This is a genomic window from Sphingomonas sp. LR60, assembly GCF_036855935.1.
Classification (GTDB): domain Bacteria; phylum Pseudomonadota; class Alphaproteobacteria; order Sphingomonadales; family Sphingomonadaceae; genus Sphingomonas.
Map to the genome: position 1 here is coordinate 3,603,340 of NZ_JASPFK010000001.1, position 16,712 is coordinate 3,620,051.

Consider the following 16,712-nt stretch of genomic DNA (forward strand, 5'->3'; position numbering starts at 1 on the left):
ACGCGCACGCGATGGCTATATGCACGCGCGATGTCGTTCTGGCCCGCCTTGCTGCTGTTCCTCGCCACCGTCGCGCTGATGGAGGGGTTCGCCTATGTCATGCACCGCTGGGTGATGCATGGGGTCGGTTGGTTCCTGCATGAGAGCCACCACCGTGCACGGCATGGCAATTGGGAGCTGAACGACCTGTATGCCGTGATCTTCGCGGTGCCGTCGTTCGTGATGATCCTCGGCGGGGTACAGCTCGGCTGGTGGCCGGGCTTCACCTGGATCGGCGCCGGGATCGCGGCCTATGGCGCGATTTATTTCGGGTTCCACGACGTGATCGTCCACAAGCGGCTGCCGACGCGGTATCTGCCGAAGTCGGCCTATATGAAGCGGATCATCCAGGCACATCGGCTGCATCATGTGGTCGAAACGCGTGAGGGGAACGTCAGCTTCGGCTTCCTGATCGCGCCGAAGCCCGAAGAACTGAAGGCGGAACTGAAGCGCCGCGGACGCGCCGGGGTGCGCGCGGCGACGGGCGTGGAGCGCGAGCGGGTGTAATCACCCCGTCGTCCGGACTTCTGCTTCTTCTCGCACTATCGTTTTTAAAGCGGAGCCCCGGATCAAGTCCGGGGCGACGAGCTAAAGCTTGGGCTGACCTCCGCGAGTCAGGCCTCTCTCCAACCGTTCGCCCGGAGCTTGTCGACGGGCGTGTCCCAGGCACGTGCTTCGACAGGCTCAGCACGAACGGAGAGTGTCAAACACTCAAAAATCGACCGCGATGCCCTTCAATTCCCAATCGCCGAAGCGGACGGGATCGCGACCCAGCGGGTCTTCGGCGGGACGGTCCATCGGCCCCGGTGCAGGCACCGGCGGGTTGGGGCTGAGATAGGCGGGCGGCTTCACATGATCGGGGCGCTTGCCCATCGCGGCGGTCCTTCCGATTGATCCGGCGTACACTACGGCACATATGCAGCGTCATGATCGCCTTCAAGCCGAGCCTTTTGCAGCAGACCGCGCGTGGCTGACGCCCGCCCTCCGCGCCGCCCCGCCCGACCGCGCCCAGATCGCGCCGATCGCACGCCGGGAGGCCCCGAGCCGCTCGGCACCGCGCCACGGCGCGCGGCGCTGCGGCTGCTCGACGCGGTGCTGCGTCGGGGCGAGCCACTCGAATCGGCGCTGGCGCATGCGACACGCGCGTTGGTGGGCGGCCCCGATCGCGGGCTGGCACACGCCATCGCCGCCGAGACGCTCCGCTGGCTGCCCGATCTCGATGCGTTGATCGACTCGGCGACGCGCCAGCGCCTGCCCGACGATGCCAAGGCACGCAGCGCGCTCAGGATCGCGCTGGCGCAGGCGCTGGGGCTCGGCACGCCGCCGCACGCCGCGATCGCCACCGTCTTGCCGCTTGTCGACGGCGGGCCGCGCAAGCTGGTTCACGGCGTGTTCGGCACGTTGATGCGCGGCGAGGCCAAACTGCCAGAGGTGCCGACGCTGCCCGCCGCAGTGGCGGAGCGCTGGCGCAGCAACTGGGGTGACGCGGTCGCCGCGGCCGCCGCGCGCGCGATCGCTGCGCCACCGTCGATCGACCTCAGCTATGCCGACGCTGCCAAGGTGCTGCCCGACGCGACCTCGCTCGCCCCCGGGCACGCGCGGGTGCCCGCGGGCAGCGACGTCGCGGCGCTCCCCGGCTACGAGGCGGGCGAATGGTGGGTGCAGGACCTCGCCGCCTCGATTCCTGCGCGGCTGATCGGGCGCGGCACCGGCACCGCACTCGACCTGTGCGCCGCGCCCGGCGGCAAGACGCTCCAGCTCGCTGCCGCCGGATGGCGGGTGACGGCGGTCGAGATGTCCGAAAGTCGCGCCGTGCGACTTCGCGAGAACAGCGAGCGCACCGGGCTCACCTTCGACATTGCGATCGCCGACGTGCTCAAATGGTCTCCCGACACCCAAGCGCAGGCGGTGCTGGTCGACGCGCCGTGCAGCGCGACCGGCATCTTCCGTCGCCACCCCGACGTGCTCCACCGCGCGCACGGCGGGATCGTCGCGGAAATGGCCTTGCTACAGGCGCGCATCCTCGATCGCGCGGCAAGCTGGGTCGCGCCGGGCGGGACGCTCGTCTACGCCACCTGCTCGCTCGAACCCGAGGAGGGCGAGGCGCAGATCGAGCGTTTCCTGCGCGAACATCCCGAGTTCGCGATCCGCGCGCCGCGCGATGGCGAGCTGCCCGCCGAGATCGCGCCCGAGCCCGAAGGCTGGGTCCGCACGCTGCCGGGGATGTTCGAAGCGGTCGGTGGATGCGACGGGTTCTTCGTTGCGCGGGTTGAGCGTGCTTCCGCCTAGGCGCTGCGTCCGCTAACGGGGCGGGATCATGATGAAGCCCGTTCGCATCGCCCCTTCGATCCTGTCCGCCGATTTCGCCAGACTGGGGGAGGAGGTGCGCGCGATCGATGCCGCGGGCGCCGACTGGATCCATATCGATGTGATGGACGGGCATTTCGTCCCCAACATCACGATCGGCCCGGCGGTGGTGAAGGCGCTGCGTCCGCACACGACCAAGCCGTTCGACGTCCATCTGATGATCTCGCCGGTCGACGTCTATCTCGACGCCTTTGCCGAGGCGGGCGCGGACACGATCACCGTCCACCCCGAGGCGGGCCCACACATCCATCGCACCGTCCAGCACATCAAGGGGCTGGGCAAGCGCGCGGGGGTGGTGCTCAACCCCGGCACGCCCGCCAAGATGCTCGACTATCTGATCGACATGGTCGACCTCGTCCTTGTGATGAGCGTCAATCCCGGCTTCGGCGGGCAGCATTTCATCGACAGCCAACTCAAGAAGATCAGCGCGATCCGCAGGATGATCGAGCAATCCGGCCGCGACATCGATCTGGAGGTCGACGGCGGGATCGACGCCGAGAGCGCGCGCCGCGCGATCGAGGCCGGCGCCGATGCGCTGGTCGCGGGCACCGCCACCTTCCGTGGCGGACCCGAGCGTTATGCCGAGAACATCCGTGGTCTGCGCGGCGGATGAGCGACGACCGCAACGGCATCGATTCCGAAAAGCACGTCATTTCCGCCGGCACCGGCGAATCGCTTGGTGACCGGATGGCGGCGTGGGTCGAACGGCTGACCTGGCGCACCCCGCTCCACGACCGGCGGCTCGACGGCCAGCATCCGGCCAAGCTGGTCGCGGCCCCGGTCGACCCGATCCCCGGTGAGAGCGACCTCGGCGAGGCGCTGCTCGAAGGCTGGATGTTCGCGGGCGGCGAGCATCATGCGATCGAGACGATCGACGTCGCCGCGCCGGCGGCCGGGCCGGCGTTCGTGGAATATCTCCATTCCTTCGCATGGCTGCGCGACGTCGCCGCACTGGGCGACCGCACGCGTGCGGTGCCGCTGGCCGAGGCACTGGCGGGCGGGTGGCTGGCGGTGCATGGCGACCGCGTCTCCGACCCGGCATGGCGCCCGGCGACTACCGCGCGGCGGCTGGCGATGTGGGCGTTCCATGCGCCCTTGCTGCTCGCCTCGTCCGATCTCGTGTTCCGCTCGCGGGTGCTCAACGGCATCGCGCGCGCCGCGCGGCATCTGGATCGCACCGCCGACAAGGCGCCGCCGGGTGCGGAGCGCATCGCCGCGTGGGCGGGCGTGGTGATCGCCGGGCTGCTGCTGCCAGGGGGTGAGATACGGCTGGCGGTCGGCGAGGCAGGGGTGGCGCGCGCGCTGGGAACGGGGTTGAGCGCGGACGGCGGGGTGGTCAGCCGTTCGCCCGCCGCGTTGCTCGACGTGCTCGCGACGATCGGGCTGTTGCGATCCGCCTATAAAGCGCGGGGACTGCCGCTCCCCGAGCCGGTAACGACCGCGCTATCGATTGCCACCCCCGCGCTGTTGGGCACGACGATGGGCGACGGCGGGCTGTCGAGCTGGCAGGGCGGTCTCCCGGTCGATGCCGAGACGGTCAACGACGTGCTGCACGCCAGCGGAGCACATGGCCGACCCCTCCGGCAATCGCGCGACTGGGGCTATCAGCGGCTCGCCAACGGCGCGGCGGTACTGATCGTCGACGCCGCGCCGCCGCCGATGGCGCGCGTCGCGGAAGGCGGCAGTGCCTCGACGCTCGCCTTCGAGTTCAGCGATGGCGCGGAGCGGCTGATCGTCAATTGCGGCGGCGCGGGCGTCACCGGCGCGCGCATGTCGCCGGCGATGGTGACCGGGCTACGCAGCACCTCGGCGCATTCGACGCTGACGATCGGCGATACCAATTCGACCGCGATCCTGCCCGACGGCACGCTCGGCAAAGGCGTGCGCGAGGTCGAGCTGACGCGACAGGAATCGGAACTGGGCAGCCGCATCGAGGCGCGGCACGACGGCTATGTCCGCCGCCACGGCTTCCAGCACCAGCGCACGCTGCTGTTGCTCAGCGACGGGCGCGAGTTGCGCGGCGAGGACGCCTTGCTCGCCGCGCCGGGCGCACGCCAGCGCCGCGCCGATGCGATGACGCCGTTCCTGCTGCGCTTCCACCTCGCCGCCGGGGTCGAGGCGGTCGCGACCGCCGACAATCAGGCGGCGATGCTGCGCACGGCGGCGGGCAATTTCTGGCACTTCCGCAGCCGGGGCGAGCGGCTGACGATCGAGGACAGCGTGTGGGTCGATGGCTGGGGGCGGCTGTTCACCACGCAGCAGATCGTGATCCACGGCCTCGCGCCGCCGACCGGGGTGAGCGTCAATTGGGTGTTGAAGCGCGCGCGCTAAGCGACGAAGCGGGTTGAGCGCCGCGCATCCCCCGCGTAAGCGCGCGCGCATGACCAGCATTCCGATCCGCCGCGCGCTCCTTTCCGTCTCCGACAAGACCGGGATCGTCGATCTCGCCTCCGCGCTTGCCGCCAAGGGCGTCGAACTCGTCTCGACCGGCGGCACCGCGAAGGCATTGCGCGACGCCGGCCTCGACGTGCGCGACATCAGCGAACTGACCGGCTTCCCGGAGATGATGGACGGGCGCGTCAAGACGCTGCACCCCAAGGTCCATGGTGGCCTGCTGGCGGTGCGCGACGATGCCGCACACGCCGCATCCATGGCCGAGCATGAGATCGGCGCGATCGACCTGGTGGTGGTCAACCTCTATCCATTCGAGGCGACCGTCGCCAAGGGCGCGGACCGCGACGAGGTGGTCGAGAATATCGACATCGGCGGGCCGTCGATGGTCCGCTCGGCGGCGAAGAACCACGCCTATGTCGCGATCGTCACCGACCCGGCCGATTACGCTTTGGTCGCCGGGGGCACGACGACCTTCGAGGAGCGTCGGCGGCTGGCGGCGAAGGCGTATCGCCTGACCGGCATCTACGACACGCTGATCGCCAACTGGTTCGAGGAGGATATCCGCCAGGCGCCGCTCAACGACGTGCGGACGCTGGACCTGCGCTATGGCGAGAACCCGCACCAGACCGCGCAGGTCTGGCATCATGTCGAGGATCCGAACGTCGGCCTGCCGCAGGCGCGGCAGGTGCAGGGCAAGGCGCTGTCCTACAACAACTATAACGACGCCGACGCGGCGCTGGAACTGGTGGCGGAGTTCCGCGATGCCGATCCGACCGTCGTGATCGTCAAGCACGCCAACCCGTGCGGGGTCGCCACTGCCACCACGCTTGCCGACGCCTATGAGGCCGCCTTCGCCTGCGACACGGTGTCGGCTTTCGGCGGGATCATCGCGCTGAACCGCGCGATCGACGCCGCCACCGCGCGCGCGATCACCGGCATCTTCACCGAAGTGGTGGTCGCGCCCGATGCGGACGAGGAAGCGCTGGCGCTGTTCGCGGCGAAGAAGAACCTGCGGCTGCTGCTGACCGGCTCGCTCCCCGATCCGCATCGCGAAGGTTCGTTGATGAAGCATATCGTCGGGGGCACGCTCTTCCAGTCGCGCGACAATGGCCGGCTGACCGACGACATGCTGAAGGTGGTGACGAAGCGCCAGCCGACCGCGCAGGAACTGGCCGACTGCCGGTTCGCCTGGACGGTCGCCAAGCACGTGAAGTCGAACGCGATCGTCTATGCCAAGGACGGCAGCACGGCAGGCGTCGGGGCCGGGCAGATGAACCGGCTGGAATCGGCACGGATCGCGGCGTGGAAGGCGAAGGACGCTGCCGACAAGGCCGGTTGGGGCGAGGCGCGCACGATCGGCTCGGCGGTGGCGTCGGACGCGTTCTTCCCGTTCGCCGACGGACTGCTGGCGGCGGTCGAGGCGGGCGCGACAGCGGTGATCCAGCCCGGCGGCTCGATCCGCGACGACGAGGTGATCGCCGCCGCCGACGAGGCCGGCCTGGCGATGGTGTTCACCGGGATGCGCCACTTCCGGCATTGATCTGCCCGACGCCCCTGCGCAGGCAGGGGCGACGATCTACCGGATGAACCCGCCGTCGTTGGGCAAGGTCGCCTCTTCCGCGCTCGGCATCTTGCTGAACAGTGCGCGATCCTCCGGACCGAAGGCGTAGCGCCAGATCACGAACAGATAGGCCGCCAGCGTCGCGGCGACTCCGATCGACACTTGCGCCCAGCGCCATCCGGACGGCAGCAACGCGAACGCCCCGCCGACCGCCGCCCCCGCGCACGCCGCCCAGACGAGCGGCCAGCGCATCGGCGAGACGCTCGCGCCAAGTAACCGACCCAGCACGCCCGCCTTGATGAACGAGGTGAGCAGCACCACCAGCATCAACGCGATCGGCGCACCCGCCGCCTGCGTCGTGACGCCATATCCCGCCGCACGCAGCGCGAGGATCAACGCGAACGACAATGCGATCTGCAGCGCGATCATCGTCATCGAAATCAGCAAATTGCGATGCCGCGCCATATAGACAAGCGCCGATTCGGACACCGCGCCGGTCGAGGCGAACACCTCGGCGAACAGCAGGAACACCATCGGCGCCGCGCCGCCGACGAACTGCGGCCCGATCGTCGCCATCACGCCCTCACGCGGGATCGAGGCGGTGATCGCGAGCGCGAGCTGCGCGGCGATGATCCAGAACGCCACCTGTCGCACCTGCCGCGCGATCGCCAACAGATCGCCGCGCGCGAGGCTCTGCGTCACCACCGGGCCCAAGATCGGATCGAAGCTGGTCTTCAGCTTCTGCGGCAGGCTCGCGACCTGCTGCGCCATGTAATAGATGCCGACCACGCTCGGCGCGAACAACGTGCCCAGGATCAACCGGTCGACGTTGCGGCTGCCCCATTCCAGCGCGTCGGCCCCCGCCAGCGGCGTATTGGCGCGCGTCATCTGCCACAATTGCCCGACATGCGGCGACCAGCCGTGTGGCACGCCATAGCTGCGGATCAGCGGCACGATGCTCGCGGTCAGCGCCGCGACCATGCTCGCGACATAGGCGAGCACCAACCCGTCCTTGTGGGTGAAGAACGAGAAGAGGAACGCGAAGATCGATAGCGTCCACGGCTCGATCACCGCGCGCGCGGTGACGCTCGCCTTGACGTTGTGGCGATAGGCGAGCGCGGCGAGGCTGACGTCGGACAGCGCGGGCGCGAGAATGATGAGCGGGAAGAACCGGTCGAGCCCACCGATCGCCGAATTGGGGTACATCGCCTGTGGAAAGGCGAACAGCACGACGCTGGCGATCAGGCTGGCGACCAACGCGAGCGCCAGCGCATCGAAGACGACGTGATTGTGCGGGCGCTCGGTCGAGGACAGCGCCTGCGCGAGGCCGCGCTTGAGCCCGAGCGTTGCGATCAGCGCAGCGAACTCGACCACGACCACCGCGATGGCGAAGCGGCCGACGAGTGCCGCGCCGTACATATGGCCGGCGATGAAGAGGAACGGGATCCGTGCGCCGAGCCGCAGGACGAAGCCTGCGACGTTGGTGCGGCCGCCCTTTGCGAGCGCGGCGATGTCCGCCGGTTGGTCGGTCGCGGTCATGCCAAGCGGCGTCCCACTACCGTTCGCTTCGAGCAGGGTCCGAGCGCAGTCGAGAACCCGTCGGTCGAGAAGATGCCGCGTGGAGCGACCTCTCGACACGCCGTCTCGGCTTCGCTCGACGGCTGCTCGAGGCGAACGGGAGGGGTGAAGCGCGCCCTGGCAAAGCCATGTCGTCGGACGGGCGCTGCCCGCCGGCCGCGCTGGTGCGAGTCAGCGGGCTGCGGCCCGTTGCCGCCCTGCGCGGTCAATGCGCCGCTCCCCAGCTCGCTCCTACCCCGATCTCCACCCCCAGCGGCACGTCGAGCACCACCGACGGTTCCGCCGCGCCCGCCATGATGCGCTCGATCACCGGGCGCGCGCGCTCCACGTCGCCCTCGGGCAGCTCGAACACCAGTTCGTCGTGGACCTGCAACAGCATCCGCACGTCGGGCAGCCCCGCCTCGATCAGCGCCGGCTCCATCCGCGCCATCGCCCGCTTGATGATGTCGGCGCTCGTCCCCTGGATCGGCGCGTTGATCGCGGCGCGCTCGGCCCCCTGCCGCTCGTGCTGCACCTTGCTGCGGATACGCGGGAAGTGCGTCTTGCGCCCGAACAACGTCTCGGTGAAACCGTGCTCGCGCACCTGCGTCAGCGTCTCGGCGATATAGCGGTTGATGCCGGGGAAGCGCTCGAAATAGCGGTCGATCATCGACTGCGCCTCGTCGGCGGAGATATCGAGCCGCCCCGCCAGTCCCCAGCGCGAAATGCCGTAGAGGATCGCGAAATTGATCGTCTTGGCGCTGGCACGCGTGTCGCGCGTCACCTCGCCGAACAGTTCCTGCGCGGTCAGGCTGTGGATGTCGTCACCCCGCGCGAACGCTTCCTTGAGCTGCGGCACCTCCGCCATATGCGCGGCCAGCCGCAATTCGATCTGCGAATAATCGGCGGCGAGGATAACGTTGCCCGGCTCGGCGACGAACGCGTCGCGGATCTGTCGCCCGGTCTCGGTGCGGATCGGAATGTTCTGCAGGTTCGGATCGGTCGACGACAGCCGCCCGGTCTGCGCGCCGGTCAGCGAATAGCTGGTGTGGACGCGGCCGGTTTCCGGATGAATCTGTTCCTGCAACGTATCGGTATAGGTGTTCTTCAGCTTGGTCAGCTGACGCCATTCGAGCACCTTGGTCGCCATCTTGGCACCGGGCGAGTCCTTGTCGGCGGCCAGCCGTTCCAGCTCGTTGACGTCGGTCGAATAGACCCCGCTCTTGCCCTTGCGCCCGCCCTTCAAGCCCAGGCGCTCGAACAGCACGTCGCCGAGTTGCTTGGGGCTGCCGATCGTGAACGGCCCGCCGGCCAGTTCGTGGACGACACCTTCCAGTTGCGCGATCTGCGTCGAAAACTCGCCCGACAGTTGCGCCAGCTTCTCGCGATCGACCTTGATCCCGCGCCGCTCCATCCGCGCGATCACCGCCACCAGCGGGCGGTCGACCATCTGGTAAACGCGCGTCCCGCCCTCGCGCGGCAGCCGCGCGGCAAAGCGCCGCCACAATCGCAGCGTGACGTCGGCGTCCTCCGCGGCGTAGCGGGTCGCTGCTTTCAGATCGACCTCGTGGAAGCCCAGCGCCTTCTTGCCCGTCCCGACCACGTCCTTGTACGCGATGCAGGTGTGCGACAGATGCGTCGCGGCCAGCTCGTCCATGCCATGCCCGTGCAGCCCGGCATCGAGCGCGAAGCTCATCACGATCGTGTCGTCGTACGGGGCGACGTCGATGCCCAGCTTTGAGAGCACGATCAAATCATACTTCAGATTGTGCCCGATCTTGAGGACGCCGGGGTCCTCCAGCAGCGGCTTGAGCTTGGCCAATGCGGCATCACGATCCAGCTGTGCCGGGCGCTCCGCGAACATGTCGCTGCCGCCATGCGCCAACGGCACGTAGCAGGCGAGGTTCGGGTGCAGCGCCATCGACACGCCGACCAGTTCGGCGAGCATCGGGTCCTTGGCGGTGGTTTCGGTGTCGATCGCCAGCCAGCCCTGGTGCCGCGCGACGGTGATCCAGCAGTCGAGGGCGTCCTCGTCGGTGACCGTCTCATAGCCGTCGTGGTTGCACGCCGGCTCTTCGTCCGCGTCGAACGCGGCGTCGGTCGCTGCCTCGGCGACCGGCGCGTCGGCAACCTCGCCCAGCCGGGTCAGCAGCGAGCGGAAGCCGTGATGATCGAGGAACGCGCGCAACGGCGCGTCGGGGATGCCGTCCGCCAACGACAGTTCGTCGAGGGGCTGTGGCAGCGGTATGTCGCACGCCAGCTCGACCAGCTTGCGGCTCATCCGCGCTGCTTCGGCATGTTCGATCAGATTGTCGCGCAGCTTGCCCTTCTTCATCGCGTCGGCAGCAGCCAGCACGCCTTCGACGTCGCCATGTTCGAGGATCAACTTCGCGGCGGTTTTCGGCCCGACGCCGGGCACGCCGGGGACGTTGTCGACGCTGTCGCCCATCAACGCGAGCACATCGCCCAGCTTGTCCGGCCCGACCCCGAACTTCGCCTCGACATCGGCAGGGCCGAGCGTGCGGTTGTTCATCGTATCGAGCATGTCGACCGACGGATCGGTCATCAGCTGCATCAGATCCTTGTCGGAGCTGACGATCGTCACCTGCCACCCCTGCGCCAGCGCCGCCTTCGTATAGCTGGCGATCAGATCGTCGGCCTCCCAGCCCTGTTCCTCGATACACGGCAGCGAGAAGGCGCGGGTCGCGTCGCGGATCATCGGAAATTGCGGGACGAGGTCCTCGGGGGCGGCGGACGATGCGCCTTGTATTGATCGTACAGCTCGTTGCGGAACGTGCTGCTCGACTTGTCGAGGATGACCGCCATATGCGTCGGCCCATCGGCCTTGTGGAGCGCGTCGGCGAGCTTCCACAGCATCGTCGTATAGCCATAGACCGCGCCGACCGGCTCGCCGTGCTTGTTGGTCAGCGGCGGCAGGCGGTGATAGGCACGGAAGATGTAGCCCGATCCGTCGACGAGATAGAGGTGCGGCATGAGGGATGCCCTATAACGGATTGGCGCGGCGGGGAACCGGGTTGTAGGGGGCGCTGCCGTCATCCCCGCAGGGATGGTCCTCTCCTTCGCTATTCTTCCACTGCCGTCATTCCCGCGAAGGCGGGAATCCAGTCGCGCAGGTCTTCGCAAGGGTAGCATCGTCAGAGGTTCTGGATTCCCGCCTCCGCGGGAATGACGAAGAGGGGATGGAAGGACGATAGTGGAGGCTATTCCGACTCGTCCACCCCGCCCGAACGCGGCTGCGCACCGGTCAGCGCGGCGGCGACCTGCTGGATCAGCACCTGTCGCACGCGCATCGGCGCGGTGGTGTCGCCGATCTGCACCGCGATCGCATAGCGCCGCCCGTCGGGCGCGGTGAGCAGGCCGATGTCGTTGAAGCCGGCGTTGCGGCTGCCCAGTTCCTGCCCGGTGCCGGTCTTGTGCGCGAGCGTCCAGCCGGCCGGGGTCGCCGCCTTCAGCCGCGCGCGCCCGGTGTGCGACGCGGCCATCGTCTCGAGCAGGATGCGCGTCGACGTCTCGCTGAGCAACTCGCCGCGTGCCAGCCGCGCCAGCGCCTCGACGATCGCCGCCGGCTGCGCACCGTCAGGCGGATTGTCGATATAGCGTTGCAGCGCGGCGCGGCGCACCTCCGGATCGAGCCGCACACGTGCCGCCTCGAACCCGCGCCCCATCGCCATCGACTGGTTCCACGTCACCCCCGCGGTGCCGCTCTGGAGCAGGCGCTCGCCGGGGCCGAAGCGGATGCCGGACAGCCGCTTTTCCGTCAGGAAGCGCCGCACCGCCGCCGGGCCGCCGACATAGGTCAGCAGACGATCGTTGGCGGTGTTGTCGCTCTGCGTCAGCGCGCGGGTCAGCAGCCCGCCGACGGTGGTGCGATAGCCCTCGCCCGTCACCAGTGAGGCGACCGGCTGGTGGAACAGCGTCAGGTCATCGCGGGTGACGACCAACGGATCGTCGAGCTTGAGCCGCCCGGCGTCGCGCTGCGCCAGCACGGTCATCGCGACCCACAATTTGCTGACGCTCTGCTGCGGCAGATACAGCGCGCCGCCCTCCTGGACGATCCAGTCTTCGTCGACCGCCTGGATCGCCGCGCCGGCCTTGCCCGGGAAGCTGCGGATCAATTGCGTGACGCGTTGCTGGAGCGCACGCGGCGCCGACTTGGGGCGCGGCGGCGCGGGCGGCGGGACCGCAACCGAGACGATCGGGGGCGGCGGCGCTGCCGGGATCAAGGTCGACCCTGCCCCCGCGCCGCATCCGGCGATCAGCAGCGACCAGCCGATCACCGTCGCCCGGTGCGCGAATGTCGTCTTTCCCATGTCCGCCGCCGTCACCCCTGCCTGATCCACGGGTGTGACGGGCGGGGTTGCCGACGCAAACCCCTGCGACTCGTGCTTGCGACGACCGCCAGCCAGCACACGACGAGTCGAGTCGCCGTCGCTCAAACCGCTGTTTCCCTGGGGGTCACGGCACCAGCACCGTGTCGGTCGGCGGGTCGCTTAACTCGGGATAGTCGAGCGTGTAGTGCAGCCCACGGCTTTCATGCCGGTGCAGCGCCGAGCGCACGATCAGATCGGCGGTCTGGAGCAGGTTGCGCAGCTCGATCAAATCGGGGGTGACGCGGAAATGCCCGTAATAATCCTCGATCTCGGAGCGGAGCAGGTCGATGCGGTGCCGGGCGCGCTCCAGCCGCTTGGTAGTGCGGACGATCCCGACGTAATTCCACATGAAGCGGCGGATCTCGGTCCAGTTCTGCTTGATGACCACTTCCTCGTCGGAATCGGTCACGCGGCTTTCGTCCCATGCCCGGATCGAGGGTATTGCGGGCAGCGTGTCCCAGCAGGCCGCAATATGCCGCGCCGCCGCCTCGCCGAACACGAAACATTCGAGCAGCGAATTCGACGCCAGCCGGTTGGCGCCGTGCAGCCCCGATTGCGTACATTCGCCTGCGGCATAGAGCCCGGGCAGATCGGTGCGCCCGTCGCGATCGACCATGATCCCGCCGCAGGTGTAATGCTGCGCCGGCACCACCGGGATCGGGGCAACCGTCATGTCGATCCCCAGCCCCTTCAGCTTCTCGTAGATGTTCGGGAAATGCCCGCGCACGAAATCGGCGGGCATGTGGCTGATGTCGAGGTGGACGAAATCGAGCCCGTAGCGCTTGATCTCGGCGTCGATCGCGCGCGCCACCACGTCGCGCGGCGCCAGCTCCAGCCGCTCCGCATCGTAATAGGGCATGAAGCGCTTGCCGGTCGTCGGGTTGATCAGCCGCCCGCCCTCACCGCGCACCGCCTCGGTGATCAGGAAGTTCTTGACCTCCAGATGATAGAGGCAGGTCGGGTGGAATTGCATGAATTCCATGTTCGCGACGCGCGCGCCCGCCCGCCACGCCATCGCGATCCCGTCGCCGGTTGCGCCGCGGGGTGCGGTCGAGAACAGATAGGTCCGCCCCGCCCCGCCGGTCGCGAGGATCGTCGCGCGCGCGGTATGGCGCGCGACGCGCCCGCTACGCCGATCGATCGCATAGACGCCCCAGACGTTGCCAGCGCCCGAATAGCGCTCCTCATGCCGGCTGGTGGCGAGGTCGATCGCGACCTGATCGGGGACGAGCGTGATGTTGGGGTGCGCTTCGGCGGCGCGTTGCAGCGCCTCCTGCACGGCCCAGCCGGTCGCATCGGCGACATGGACGATACGGCGATGCGAATGCCCGCCCTCGCGCGTCAGGTGCAGCGCGCCGGCCTCTTCGGCGAACGGCACGCCCAACGCGCGCAGCCGCTCGATCGCGGCGGGCGCGCGTTCGACGACGAACTCGACGATCGCACGGTCGTTGAGCCCCGCGCCCGCGACCATCGTGTCCTCGACATGGTTCTCGAACGTGTCGCCGGGTTCGAGCACTGCCGCGATCCCGCCCTGCGCCCAAGCGGTCGACCCTTCGTTGAGCGCGCCCTTGGCGAGCACCGTCACCTTGAAGCGATCGGCGAGGTTGAGCGCGGCGGTCAGCCCGGCGGCGCCCGAACCGACGATCAGCACATCGCTGTTCGTCATGCCGTGCGCCCGCGGATGTTGCGAATGTTGAGACGCTGGCGGGTTCTTGCGGCAGGCACGGGGTACATGACGATCATGTGGCATAAATCGGGGCGTGAGGGACAGCCTATGTTGTCGGCACCCCTACTTCGTCATTCCCGCGCAGGCGGGAATCCAGAATCTCCGACGTTTCGACCCTTGCGAAGACCTGCGCGTCTGGATCCCCGCCTGCGCGGGGATGACGTTACTCGGGGATGACGCTGCGCGGGGATGTCCCGACGCGGGGATGTCGCTGCACGGAAATGACGGACGTGGCTACCTCGCCACCACCATGGGCAATCGGTCGATCGGCTCGACGGTCACGCTGCGGAACCACGTCTCCGCGCCTTCCGACTGCAACTGGACATGCCCATGCGTCAGGGGAGTGCGCACGCCGCCATCGCCGACCGTCGCCAGCCCCTCGACCACCATCACCGGCACGCCGTTGACGACATGCACTGCGCGGTCGCCGAGCACGTAGAGGTCGAGCACGTTCCACTGCCCCGCCGGCCGCTCGGCATCGCGCGCATTCTCGACGTTCCAGACCAGCGAGCCGTTGACGATCTCGACCGGCTTGCCGCCCATCCGATACCGGACCGGCGGCGAGATCAGCGACGGGTCGAGCGCGGCGGTGGTCCGGATACGCACGTCGCGCCCGACCGCGACCGCCATGCCGGTCGAACCACTCATGATCTCGAACTCGACCGAAGGCTGCCACGTCCCGAACACCGTCCCCGGCGCGCCATGCGTATGATAGAGCAGGCCGTTGTTGGGCGGCTGGTCAGCGCGCGGCGCCCAGCGCTTGTCGCCCCAGCGGAATTCGAGCCGCAGGTGATAGTCGCGCAGGTCCGCGTCATGGACCAGCGCGCCCCAGGTCTCGCCCTTGACCCACATCGCCGGCTTGCCGTCGATCGACTTGACCGCGAAGTCGCCTGCGGTCGAGCGCGCGCGGCCGATCGGGGTCGCGCCGGGCTTGTCGCGGTAGGTGACCACGGGATCGGGATAGCCGAGCCACGGTTGCCAACCGGACAGGTCGCGTCCGTTGAACAGCGCGCGCATCGGGCCGGTCGGCTTGGGTACGTCGGTGAGGACGAGCGTCTGCGGGGTGGCGGGCGGGTCACCGACGATCGCGCGTGCCTGCTCGACGGGCGACGGCGCCGCCTGCGCGAGCGCGGCCGTCAGCAGGATCATATTCATCGGTGCCCTCCCTGTTCCGGAGCAGGCTATCGCAGGATCATGCTGCCCGAACAATGGCTTGGCACAACACGGCCGCGACCGTCATCCCCGCGCAGGCGGGAATCCAGACGCGCAGGTCTTCATGAGAACCACCAACGTCGGAGGTTCCGAATTCCCGCCTGCGCGGGAATGACGATGGATGGCCTGCCCTCGCATCCGCATCGCACATCATGTCCGGGGCGGCAGCGGATTCAACGCCGACGGTCACGCCTACCCCGCGTTCGCCGCGCGCGTCAGGTTGAGGAACACGTCCTCCAGATCGGCTTCCTTGGTGCTAACGTCGACGATCCCGTAGCCGTCGCGCTGGATCGCCCCCAGCACCTCGCCCGCATTGACGCGGTCCTTGGCATAGGTGATCTCGAGCGTCCGCGTGCCCTTCAGCGCGACCTTCCCGAAACAGTCATTGTCGGGCAGCGCCGCAACGTCGCGGTCGACCGTCACCGCGACGATCTTCTCCTGCGCCTTGCCCAGCAGCTCGGCGGTCGGCGAATTGGCGATCACGCGGCCGTGGTTGATGATCGCGATCCGGTCGCACAATTCCTCGGCCTCTTCGAGATAATGGGTGGTCAGCACCACCGTCACCCCGGCGTCGTTGAGGCTGCGCACATAGGTCCACAATTGCTGGCGCAGCTCGATGTCGACGCCCGCGGTCGGTTCGTCGAGCACCAGCACCGGTGGCGTATGGACCATCGCCTTGGCGACCATCAGCCGTCGCTTCATGCCGCCCGACAGCGTTCGCGCATAAGCGTTCGCCTTGTCTTCCAGATGCACCGCACGGAGCAGTTCCATGCTGCGGCGCTCCTTCTTGGGCACGCCATATAGCCCGGCCTGGATCTCCAGCGTCTCGACCGGCGTGAAGAACGGATCGAACAGGATTTCCTGATTGACGATCCCGATCGACGCCTTGGCGTTGCGCGGATGTTCGTCGATGTCGAAGCCCCAGATCGACGCCGCGCCGCTGGTCTTGTTGACCAGCCCGGCGAGGATGTTGATCAGCGTCGACTTGCCCGCCCCGTTGGGGCCGAGCAGCCCGAAGATGCTGCCGCGCGGGACATCGAACGTCACGCCGTCCAGCGCGCGCTTGGGTGCACCGCCCTTCACCCCGGCGTAGGTCTTGCACAGGTCGCGGATCGAGATCGCTGCTTCGGTCATCGGGCGGCGATAGGCGCGCCGGCGACGGAAGCCAATAACGTGAGGATTGTTTCACCGCCCCCGCCTTGCTAATCGCCTGCCCATGCGCCCGCCGTCCGAACTCGTCCGCACCTCCTCCGCCCGCGTCGCCTGCGATGGCGCGACCGATATTCCGGGCGGCGCGGCGCTCGGCCACCCGCGCGTGTGGTTGCAGATCGACGAGCATGGCTATGTCGATTGCGGCTATTGCGATCGCCGCTTCGTGCTGATCGGCGGGCCGGCGGATGGCGTCGATCATACCAGGCTGCCCGACATTTCCGAAGGCGGCAGCCCGCAATAGTGGCGTCGGGGG

Annotated in this window: 12 protein-coding genes and 1 pseudogene; 6 read left to right on the plus strand and 7 right to left on the minus strand. The window is 68.4% G+C overall.

What is annotated here, in order from left to right; genetic code table 11:
- The first annotated feature begins 30 nt into the window (after positions 1-30).
- A complete protein-coding gene (locus tag QP166_RS17235; protein ID WP_333917017.1) occupies positions 31-546 on the plus strand; it encodes a beta-carotene hydroxylase in 516 nt (171 codons plus the stop codon).
- A 204-nt stretch (positions 547-750) separates the two neighbouring features.
- Here the strand turns inward: QP166_RS17235 and QP166_RS17240 are convergent, their stop codons facing one another.
- On the minus strand, positions 751-912 hold the full coding sequence (locus QP166_RS17240) for a DUF1674 domain-containing protein (protein WP_333917018.1): 162 nt from the start codon (positions 910-912) through the stop codon (positions 751-753).
- Between the two features lie 93 nt (positions 913-1,005).
- On the opposite strand from QP166_RS17240, the gene QP166_RS17245 reads away from it, so the two are divergent.
- From QP166_RS17245 to purH, 4 genes are read left to right on the plus strand one after another with little or no spacing between them, the layout of a single operon-like run.
- Positions 1,006-2,328: an RsmB/NOP family class I SAM-dependent RNA methyltransferase gene (locus QP166_RS17245; protein ID WP_333917019.1), complete on the plus strand. Its 1,323-nt coding sequence runs from the start codon at positions 1,006-1,008 to the stop codon at positions 2,326-2,328.
- A 28-nt stretch (positions 2,329-2,356) separates the two neighbouring features.
- A complete protein-coding gene (gene rpe, locus QP166_RS17250; protein ID WP_333917020.1) occupies positions 2,357-3,019 on the plus strand; it encodes a ribulose-phosphate 3-epimerase in 663 nt (220 codons plus the stop codon).
- Positions 3,016-4,737 (plus strand): heparinase II/III family protein, encoded by a 1,722-nt coding sequence (locus QP166_RS17255; RefSeq protein WP_333917021.1) that lies wholly within the window; start codon positions 3,016-3,018, stop codon positions 4,735-4,737. Before rpe ends, QP166_RS17255 begins: the two co-directional genes overlap by 4 nt.
- 49 nt (positions 4,738-4,786) lie before the next feature.
- Positions 4,787-6,340 (plus strand): bifunctional phosphoribosylaminoimidazolecarboxamide formyltransferase/IMP cyclohydrolase, encoded by a 1,554-nt coding sequence (gene purH / locus QP166_RS17260; RefSeq protein ID WP_333917022.1) that lies wholly within the window; start codon positions 4,787-4,789, stop codon positions 6,338-6,340.
- Between the two features lie 36 nt (positions 6,341-6,376).
- Here the strand turns inward: purH and QP166_RS17265 are convergent, their stop codons facing one another.
- From QP166_RS17265 to QP166_RS17290, 6 genes and pseudogenes are all read right to left on the minus strand, one after another.
- Positions 6,377-7,900, minus strand: a complete 1,524-nt coding sequence (locus tag QP166_RS17265) for a lipopolysaccharide biosynthesis protein (protein ID WP_333917023.1) — start codon at positions 7,898-7,900, stop codon at positions 6,377-6,379.
- A 244-nt stretch (positions 7,901-8,144) separates the two neighbouring features.
- A pseudogene (gene polA, locus QP166_RS17270) lies at positions 8,145-10,912 on the minus strand (DNA polymerase I).
- Positions 10,913-11,139: 227 nt separating this feature from the next.
- The gene (locus tag QP166_RS17275) at positions 11,140-12,249 is read right to left on the minus strand and encodes a serine hydrolase (RefSeq protein WP_333917024.1); all 1,110 of its coding nucleotides are present in this window, start codon (positions 12,247-12,249) and stop codon (positions 11,140-11,142) included.
- 145 nt (positions 12,250-12,394) lie between these two features.
- Positions 12,395-13,975: an L-aspartate oxidase gene (gene nadB / locus QP166_RS17280; protein ID WP_333917025.1), complete on the minus strand. Its 1,581-nt coding sequence runs from the start codon at positions 13,973-13,975 to the stop codon at positions 12,395-12,397.
- Positions 13,976-14,269: 294 nt separating this feature from the next.
- The gene (locus tag QP166_RS17285; RefSeq protein ID WP_333917026.1) at positions 14,270-15,190 is read right to left on the minus strand and encodes a 3-keto-disaccharide hydrolase; all 921 of its coding nucleotides are present in this window, start codon (positions 15,188-15,190) and stop codon (positions 14,270-14,272) included.
- A gap of 249 nt (positions 15,191-15,439) precedes the next feature.
- A complete protein-coding gene (locus QP166_RS17290) occupies positions 15,440-16,381 on the minus strand; it encodes an ABC transporter ATP-binding protein (protein ID WP_333917027.1) in 942 nt (313 codons plus the stop codon).
- Between the two features lie 82 nt (positions 16,382-16,463).
- Here QP166_RS17290 and QP166_RS17295 point away from each other — a divergent pair, with 82 nt between their 5' ends.
- Positions 16,464-16,700 carry a zinc-finger domain-containing protein gene (locus QP166_RS17295; RefSeq protein WP_333917028.1) on the plus strand — a complete coding sequence of 79 codons (237 nt, stop codon included), beginning with the start codon at positions 16,464-16,466 and terminating at the stop codon, positions 16,698-16,700.
- The last annotated feature ends 12 nt before the right edge of the window (positions 16,701-16,712 follow it).

What these genes read in the sequence shown, in the direction of transcription:
- purH (WP_333917022.1), top strand. Translation starts at nt 4,787, where the DNA reads ATGACCAGCATTCCGATCCGCCGCGCGCTCCTTTCCGTCTCCGACAAG.
- QP166_RS17235 (WP_333917017.1), top strand. Translation starts at nt 31, where the DNA reads ATGTCGTTCTGGCCCGCCTTGCTGCTGTTCCTCGCCACCGTCGCGCTG.
- nadB (WP_333917025.1), bottom strand. Translation starts at nt 13,975, where the DNA reads ATGACGAACAGCGATGTGCTGATCGTCGGTTCGGGCGCCGCCGGGCTG.
- QP166_RS17265 (WP_333917023.1), bottom strand. Translation starts at nt 7,900, where the DNA reads ATGACCGCGACCGACCAACCGGCGGACATCGCCGCGCTCGCAAAGGGC.
- QP166_RS17290 (WP_333917027.1), bottom strand. Translation starts at nt 16,381, where the DNA reads ATGACCGAAGCAGCGATCTCGATCCGCGACCTGTGCAAGACCTACGCC.
- QP166_RS17275 (WP_333917024.1), bottom strand. Translation starts at nt 12,249, where the DNA reads ATGGGAAAGACGACATTCGCGCACCGGGCGACGGTGATCGGCTGGTCG.
- rpe (WP_333917020.1), top strand. Translation starts at nt 2,357, where the DNA reads ATGATGAAGCCCGTTCGCATCGCCCCTTCGATCCTGTCCGCCGATTTC.
- QP166_RS17240 (WP_333917018.1), bottom strand. Translation starts at nt 912, where the DNA reads ATGGGCAAGCGCCCCGATCATGTGAAGCCGCCCGCCTATCTCAGCCCC.
- QP166_RS17295 (WP_333917028.1), top strand. Translation starts at nt 16,464, where the DNA reads ATGCGCCCGCCGTCCGAACTCGTCCGCACCTCCTCCGCCCGCGTCGCC.
- QP166_RS17285 (WP_333917026.1), bottom strand. Translation starts at nt 15,190, where the DNA reads ATGAATATGATCCTGCTGACGGCCGCGCTCGCGCAGGCGGCGCCGTCG.
- QP166_RS17255 (WP_333917021.1), top strand. Translation starts at nt 3,016, where the DNA reads ATGAGCGACGACCGCAACGGCATCGATTCCGAAAAGCACGTCATTTCC.